Source organism: Streptomyces sp. NRRL S-1813 (assembly GCF_000719605.1).
In the GTDB taxonomy this organism is placed as follows: Bacteria; Actinomycetota; Actinomycetes; order Streptomycetales; family Streptomycetaceae; genus Streptomyces; species Streptomyces decoyicus.
On sequence record NZ_JOHB01000033.1, the window covers coordinates 73,923 to 81,123 of the forward strand.

At 71.0% G+C, this 7,201-nt stretch carries 4 protein-coding genes and 2 pseudogenes; 2 read left to right on the plus strand and 4 right to left on the minus strand.

Annotated features, from left to right (window positions below):
* Window positions 1–858 precede the first annotated feature (858 nt).
* Window positions 859–2,413: pseudogene (locus tag IF67_RS39665) on the minus strand (alpha/beta fold hydrolase).
* A 95-nt stretch (window positions 2,414–2,508) separates the two neighbouring features.
* Between IF67_RS39665 and IF67_RS0132140 the strand changes: the two are divergent.
* On the plus strand, window positions 2,509–3,450 hold the full coding sequence (locus IF67_RS0132140) for a MerR family transcriptional regulator (protein ID WP_030991680.1): 942 nt from the start codon (window positions 2,509–2,511) through the stop codon (window positions 3,448–3,450).
* A 368-nt stretch (window positions 3,451–3,818) separates the two neighbouring features.
* Here IF67_RS0132140 and IF67_RS40525 read toward each other — a convergent pair whose 3' ends face one another.
* The 3 genes from IF67_RS40525 to IF67_RS0132155 all read right to left on the minus strand — a co-directional run bounded on the left by IF67_RS40525 (window position 3,819) and on the right by IF67_RS0132155 (window position 6,365).
* Window positions 3,819–4,418 (minus strand): hypothetical protein, encoded by a 600-nt coding sequence (locus IF67_RS40525; RefSeq protein WP_030991682.1) that lies wholly within the window; start codon window positions 4,416–4,418, stop codon window positions 3,819–3,821.
* A 280-nt stretch (window positions 4,419–4,698) separates the two neighbouring features.
* Window positions 4,699–5,100 carry a MerR family transcriptional regulator gene (locus IF67_RS0132150; RefSeq protein ID WP_030991684.1) on the minus strand — a complete coding sequence of 134 codons (402 nt, stop codon included), beginning with the start codon at window positions 5,098–5,100 and terminating at the stop codon, window positions 4,699–4,701.
* 83 nt (window positions 5,101–5,183) lie between these two features.
* Window positions 5,184–6,365 carry an IS110 family transposase gene (locus IF67_RS0132155; RefSeq protein WP_030991686.1) on the minus strand — a complete coding sequence of 394 codons (1,182 nt, stop codon included), beginning with the start codon at window positions 6,363–6,365 and terminating at the stop codon, window positions 5,184–5,186.
* A gap of 23 nt (window positions 6,366–6,388) precedes the next feature.
* Here IF67_RS0132155 and IF67_RS44435 point away from each other — a divergent pair.
* A pseudogene (locus IF67_RS44435) lies at window positions 6,389–7,072 on the plus strand (alpha/beta fold hydrolase); the annotation flags it as partial.
* Window positions 7,073–7,201: the final 129 nt, after the last annotated feature.

The window sequence follows — 7,201 nt, forward strand, 5'->3', positions numbered from 1 at the left end:
CCTTCGCTGAAAGAGCGTTCTATCCAGGCGAGGTTTGGCCAGGCGAGGTTTGGCTCCAAGCCCCATCCCCGAGGGCAGGCCGATGCTCTGTGATGCCGACCTGTTGCTCCAGGACGCAGGACGGCCCCGCGCCACCGTGGTGATCAACCGGTGGCTCCGCGAGCTGCCAGGGCGGGGAGTCCCGGCGGTGAAGTCCTGGGAGTACTACGCCGGGTCCTGCGGGAACTGGACGTGCTTTCTGTCGGAGCACGGGTGCAGCGTCTTCGCCGACCGGCAACAGCTGAAGCCGGTGTTGGGCGCGTACGCGGTGCACCGGGCGAGCGGGCCAGGCGACGTACGCCTCGCGGCATCGGCCTGGAACCAGCACGTGAGCATCCTGTCCATGTTCTACCGGTGGGCCGTGGACGAGGGGTACCCATCGGCCGAGCCGTTCACGTACCGCCAGGCCCAGGTGCTGTCCGACGAAGCCGTCCGGCACCTGCGGGTGAACTTGGCACGCCGGCGGCGGGCCGTTCACCGCCTGGCCGGCAGTGTTCGAGCGGACCGCCACACGAATACGCGAGCGCTACGCACCACGGTTCCCGCACGTGGCCGCGCACCGGCTGCGGCACACCTTCGTTCTGGCTCAACTGGAGCGCCTGGTTGGAGGCTTCTACGCCGAGGTGGCACGTCCGGCCCTGGCGACGGACACGGACGCGGCCCTGGCGCTATACCTGAACCGGATGTCTTCGTGTCACGTGAACAAGGGCCGGACCTGCTTCGATGCCTCTGGCCAGGGAACTGGAGCAGCCGTTGCCGGCTCAAACAGAACCGGGCCCTGGCCACGGGTCCGGCCGGGACGGTCGGGGGCGGCCCGGCTCAGGCCGTCAGGTGCGTCAGCACCGAGCGCATCGCGCGGTGCACGGCCTCGCGCGACTCGTCGGTCGGGTCGAGGGTCTCGAAGCCGTGGTGGCCGTTCGGCACGTCGACCACCTCGACGTCCGCGCCGTCCCCGCAGTTCTTGGCCGCGGCCATGAACTCCTCGACGGTGGCGGCGATCTCGGGCATCTCGAGTCCCGCCCGGGTGAGCACGATGGGCAGGGCGCCCGCGTCCGCCACCGCGTCCGCCGGGTGGAACCGGCTGCCTGCCAGCCCCCAGTTCGGCAGCGGCGCCAGGATCGGGTACGTGGCCGCCAGGCAGCGCAGCCACGCCGGGGGGCGCCCCCAGCCAGTCCGCCGTGATCAGACCGCCGCCCGAGAAGAACCACAGCGCGACTCGGTCCGCGTCCACTCGCGGATCGGCCCGCACCATCTCCACCGCGGCGGCCACGTCCGCGGCGGCGCGCTCGTAATCGGTCACGTCGTGCAGGCGGTGGTCGAGGGTCACGCCCACCACGCCCTGCCCGGCTGCGTACCGGGCGTAGCCCATCAGGGTCGGCCAGTCCCGCGGGGTCGGCCGGGCCTCGGCGGGCAGGGGGCCGCCGTGCACGAATACCACCGCCGGCCGTGGGCCCTCGGCGTCGGGCAGGTACAGGTCCACGTTCCCGGTCCGCTCACGGGGGAGTTCGGGCAGATCCAGCAGGAACGGTCGCAGGTGCGCGGGTGGCTCCGCGGCGCCGGCCGGCTCCAGCCGGTGCCCCTCGCCGGCTGCGGCCCGCAGCAGGACCTCCGCCAGCTCGGCGGGGCAGGACAGCATCGGCCAGTGCCCGGTGGGGAGTTCGAAGAAGGTCACCCGTGGGTCGGTGAGGGCCTGTAGGGCGGGGTCGCCGAAGCTCACCCGCATCTGGACCATTTCGATGCTCGCACCGTTGCCCGTGCACAGCACCCCGGTGGCGGGCACTGCGGCCGCCGCGCCGGTCAGCCGCAGCGGCTGGAGCAGGGTGTCCAGCGGCTGCGGCGCGGCGAGGGCGGTGAGCCGGTCCAGCGCCGCGTCGGGGACGCCTGCGGTGCTGCCCCAGCGCGGCCACTCGTCGCGGGCCGGGGGCGGCAGCTCTCCGTCGGCCCCCTCCGCTCCGACCGGTCCGCCCGCCCCGGCGCGCTCGGCCAACTGCTCGCGCAGGGACTGGTCGGGCACCGCGGCCAGGGCCGGGGCGCCGTCCTGCGGCATCCCCGCATCCAGACAGACGATGCGGGCGATGCGCTCCGCCCGGCGGTCGGCGGCGCCCAGCACCGGGTGGATGCCGTAGTCGTGCCCGACCAACACGATCTCCCGGCTCTCTCGGCCGGCCGCCGCGCCGACCGAGTCGATCACCGCGAGCACGTCCGCGATGTGCGTCTCCAGGTCGATGCCGACCCCCGCGGCACCGCGGGGCCCACCGAGTCCGCTGAGAGCCACCGCGTGCACCTCGGCGCCCGCCGCAGCCAGCCGCGCGGCCGCGTCCTCCCACACGTGTGCGCCGGTGAACACGCCCGACACCAGGATGAATACGGTCATGGTCCTCTCCTCACTACGCCGTCGTCCGCGGACCGGTCCGATCACCGGGACCGCGCTCGCCGGTACGGTAGGACCTCCCCCTGAGGGAGGTTCAAGTGTTCACGTCACACGACGGTCTGTGCAGCGGTGAACTCGCCGAGCACGCGGGCGTAACCGTCAAGACCGTCCGCTTCTACTCCGACCGCGGCCTGCTGCCGGAGGCATCCCGCAGCGTCGGCGGGCACCGCCGATATGCCCCCGACGCGCTCGACCGGTTGCGCCTGATCCGCTCCCTGCGCACCCTCGACCTGCCGCTTCCCGAGGTGCGCCGCATCCTCGACGAGGAGGACGAGGCGGGCAGCGTACTGGAGGATGCCGTCGCCGGACATCTCCGCGAACTCGGCTCCCAGCTCAAGGCCCTGCGCTGGCGGGAAGCGGCGCTGCGCCTGGTGCAGGAGTGCCCGCCCGGGGAACGGGCCGCCCGGCTGCACCTGATCGGCGCGGTGACCGCCCCGCCGAGCACGGCCCCGCTGGCCCGGTTCTGGCGCAGCTGGCTGCCGCCGAGGATGCCGGCCCGGTCGACGGCCGCATTCCTGGAGGCGGCGGTCCCGCAGCCGCCCGACGACCCGGCCCCGGCCCAAGTCCTCGCCTTCGCCCGGCTGAACGCCTTCGTGCTCCAGCCGTGCACGGGCGCCGAGCAGCCCCAGCCCGAGGCGCACAGGACCGCGGGTGCCCGCGGGTCGGCCGTGCTGTACGCGGGCCTGGCCGAGGCATACGACCTGGCGGACGCGCAACTGCGCCGGGACCGGGGACCGTACGCGGGCGAGGCGCTGGACAGCTTCGTGGCCACGTACGCGAGCGCGTACGGCACCCGGGACAACCCGGAATTCCGCCGCCTGCTGGCCGGGCAGCTGGCGGCCGACCCGCGGATCGACCAGTACTGGGAACTGGTGGCTGAGGTGATCACCTCGCCGGGCGGCCGGACCGAGCCGACCCCCGGGTCCGCACACGACTGGCTGCTCGCGGCACTGGACGCGCAGACGGCCTCGGCGGCCTGAGCCCGCCGCAGGTCTGCCAGGGGCCGTCGGGGTCGGGGGGACCTGCTGGCCGACGGCGGCGTTGAGACCCCACGACGGCGGCGGTGGCGGCGTACGGGGCGCGTCCTGGCCATCGGGGCGAGTGCGGTGATCACGCCCATCAACGGCCTGGCCCTGTCGGACATCGGCCGTACCGCGCTCGCGGCTAGGCCCCGCGCCTGAGCACAACACAAGGCATTTCGCTTGGGGGATGCCTTCGCGGATGGGGCTGAAGGGGCCTGAGCCGGCCTTGTTCACTTTGAGCAGCAGCGTCGGAACGGGCGGGCTGCCGGCAGGGCGGTGGTCCGGCTGTGCAGCGCGGCAGTCCGGGGCGGGCCACCGGATGGTGGTCAGGAGACGAAGTCGCGGAGGGCAGGCAGCGGAGCGGCCGCCTCGATCGGACCTGTGTAGACGACTGCCTCCTCGAACTGGAAGTAGGAGAGTCCTTCATGGCGTGGGCCGATGACGAGCAGGTTGTTCCCGCAACGCCAAGCTGCGTGGCGCCAGTCGCCATCTCCCATGGCGAGGGTGCCGCCTTCGGCCGTGATGTCGTGCTCCGGTGGACCGAGCCGTTGGGTGAAGGCGGCGACAGCCGCGTCGATGTGCGCGTCGAACACCTCACGTCCGGCGTTCGCGTGGCTGGACCAGCCAGGCAACGTGCCCCACAAATCCTCGCCCCAGGCATCGTCGTCAACCCAGTAGAAGTGGGCGAATGACAGGGCTAGGGCGTCCCCGAGATGGGCTAGGTGCCCCTCCGCGGTGACGAACGTGTCTTCCCACGGCAAGTCGTCGCCGGCTTCGCACCAGCCCAGACGCCGCATCGCCGCCTCAGAGACCGCCCAGTCGCCCAACGGTAGTTCCGCCAGGCCGACGACCTGCTCCACCAGACGCTGGGTGATGGAGCATGCGGCGACGTGAAAAACAGGGTCTTCGGGTTCTTCGTCGGTCATGGCAGGACGGTATCCGGGCCGTACGCGTGCTTCAGTGCCGGGTCGGCACGGGGCAGCGGTGCTGCGTGATGGGCCTTGCTGGGGGGGCACCGGCGGTTCGTGTCTACAGATCCGTGAGCCGGGGGGCGTGCCAGTGCACCGACAGATTGTCGGGTCCATCGCGGCCTCCTCCTGCTCGATTCCGCCCTTCCGAACGCGTGAAGAGCATCCGCCCGTGAATCGGGGTGTCGCCCAAATCCGTGAACAACCCGTGCGGCTCCTTCTGTGATCCGCGCCTGTGTCACGATCGAGCGTCGTCCAGCGGCTCGGGGCAGGTGCCCGTGTCTGCGAAGCGCGGGGCTGCGGCGAGGACCGTGTCCAGCATGGCGCGAGCGGCCCGGAGTGCCTCGATCTCGGTGGTGATGCGCTGCCGTTCGCCCTGCAACTGTCCGACAAGAGACGGGCAGGCAGGTGCGAGGCGTTCGCCGTCCGCTCGGATGCATGGCAGCACCTGGGCGATCGTGGTGGTGGACAGTCCGGCCGTCAGCAGGCAGCGAATGCGCCGTACGGTTTCGACGTCCGCCTCGCTGTACTCCCGGTATCCGCTGGGGAGCCGCTCGGGGGTGAGGAGACCCTGCTTTTCGTAGTAGCGCAGGAGCCGTTCGTGCACGCCGGTCCTGCGGACCATGTCTTTCCTCCGCATGCGGTTCGCCTCTTGGATCGGCGACTTGACTCTGACACCGATGTCGGAGTTCAACGTCCTGGGCATGACTCCCAATAAAGATGTCAAGCCGCGAGGGTGACAGGCGGTGTGGATTGACAGCACCGTCCGTCACGCAGCAGGGCCCACAGGACGTTGACCCGTCGGCGGGCCAGAGCGAGCACGGCTTGGACGTGCCGTTTGCCTTCGGCGCGTTTGCGATCGTAGAAGCGGCGGGACTCCTCGCAGCACCGGATGCTGATCAGCGCGGAGGTGTAGAAGACCCGTTGCAGTCCACGGTGGTAGCGGGCGGGGCGGTGCAAGTTGCCGCTGATGCGCCCGGAATCACGTGGTGCTGGGGCCAGGCCGGCGAAGCCGGCGAGGCGGTCGGGGGTGCCGAAGCGGGTCGTGTCTCCGCTTGTGGCAGCCAGGAATTCGGCGCCGGGCAACGGGCCGATCCCAGGCAGGCTGGCGATCACTTCGGCCTGGTCGTGGCTGCGAAACCGTCCCTCGATGAGCTTGTCGATCTCATCGATCTTCTCGTTGAGGGCCATCACCTCCTTGGCCAGGCTGTGGACCATCTGGGCGGCCATCTTCTCGCCGGTCAGCGAGGTGTGCTGGCGCTCGGCGGCCTCCACGGCGGCAGCGGCCAGGTCGGCCGCGCTGCGGACCTTGCGGTTGCGCAGCCAGGTTTCCAGGCGTTTGGCGCCGATGCGGCACAGAGCGGCCGGGGTCTGGTACCCGGTCAGCAAGACCAGCGGTCCGCGGTTGGTCATGTCGAGCGCGCGCTCCAAGGCGGGGAAGATACCGAGGAGTTGTTCGCGCAGCCGGTTGACGGTGCGGGTGCGGTCGGCGGCCAGGTCGGCCCTGCGGGCGGTGAGGATCTTCAGCTCGGCGATGGCTTCTGCGTCGGGCCGGACCGGTTCCAGGTCGCGTCGCATCCGAGTTTGGTCGGCGATGACCGCCGCGTCCCGGGCGTCGGTCTTTCCCTGGCCGCGGTAGCCGGCTGTTGCACGGTTGACAGCCAGTCCGGGCAGGTAGAGCACGGGCTGACCGTGGTTGGCCAGGAGCCCCAGCAGCAGGACGGCACCACCGTGTGTGACGTCTACGGCCCAGGTCGTCTCTTGGCCGAGGTCCAGGACGTCGGCGATCAGGGCGAGCAGTTCCGATTCGTCGTTGGCCACCCGGCGGGACAGCAGGTGTCTGCCTTCTTCGTCGATGACCACGCAGGAGTGGTGCGTCTTGCCGATGTCCACCCCGGCCCATATATGGGTCCGGCCTCGATGTTCTCGTGCAGGGCACGGGCCCAGCCTTGCTGCTCGCCCACGGCGCCGGGGGTGGGGTCCAGGGCAATTTCGGCCTGGTCCTGGACGACCTCGCGCGGGACCACACACTGATCGGCCCGCACTACCCCGGGGCCGGCCGTACGCCGGTGGCCTCGGAGCCGCTGGACCTCGATGATCTCGCCGACCGTCTGGTGGCAATTGCTGTCGCGCAGGGGCACGAGAGGTTCGACGTCCTCGGCGAGTCGCTGGGTACAACAGTCGCCGTACGAGCGGCGACTCGGCACCCGGACCGGGTCACGGCGCTTGTGCTCACCGCGGGATTCCCGGTGGCCGATCCAGTCGTCGCGCTGGCCGCCGAGCTCATCCAGATACTGGCGAAGGCGGGTGAATGGAACGCGGCGGCACGGCTCGCCTGCCTGTCGTGCATGACGAGCGCTCAGCTCAGCGAGACTTCAGACGCGAGTCTCGATGCTCTTGTCACCGCGACTCGCACCACGATGCCGCCCGGCACGCCGGACCACTTCAATCTGGTGTCCCGGGTGGACGTCCGTGACGACCTGCCGCAGGTCTCTGTCCCGACCCTGGTCGTCGCAGCGACCGGCGACCGCCTGGTGCTCCCCGACAGCCACCGCAGCCTGGCCGACGGCATCGCAGGAGTCACGCTCGTCGAACTGCCCGGCGCCGGGCATATCCTGAGCGAAGCCGACCGCGCGACATGGCTAGGTGTATTGCCCTGTGAGGTTGGGGACGCGGCTGGCGGGTGGTTTGCCTGCGAGCGCGGTGTGTCCGCGGTGGTGATTGTAGGTATGCAGCCATTG

Bases quoted from the DNA above. Each gene is read 5' to 3' on its own strand.
- IF67_RS40525 (WP_030991682.1), bottom strand. From the start codon at position 4,418: ATGACCGACGAAGAACCCGAAGACCCTGTTTTTCACGTCGCCGCATGC.
- IF67_RS0132150 (WP_030991684.1), bottom strand. From the start codon at position 5,100: ATGCGGAGGAAAGACATGGTCCGCAGGACCGGCGTGCACGAACGGCTC.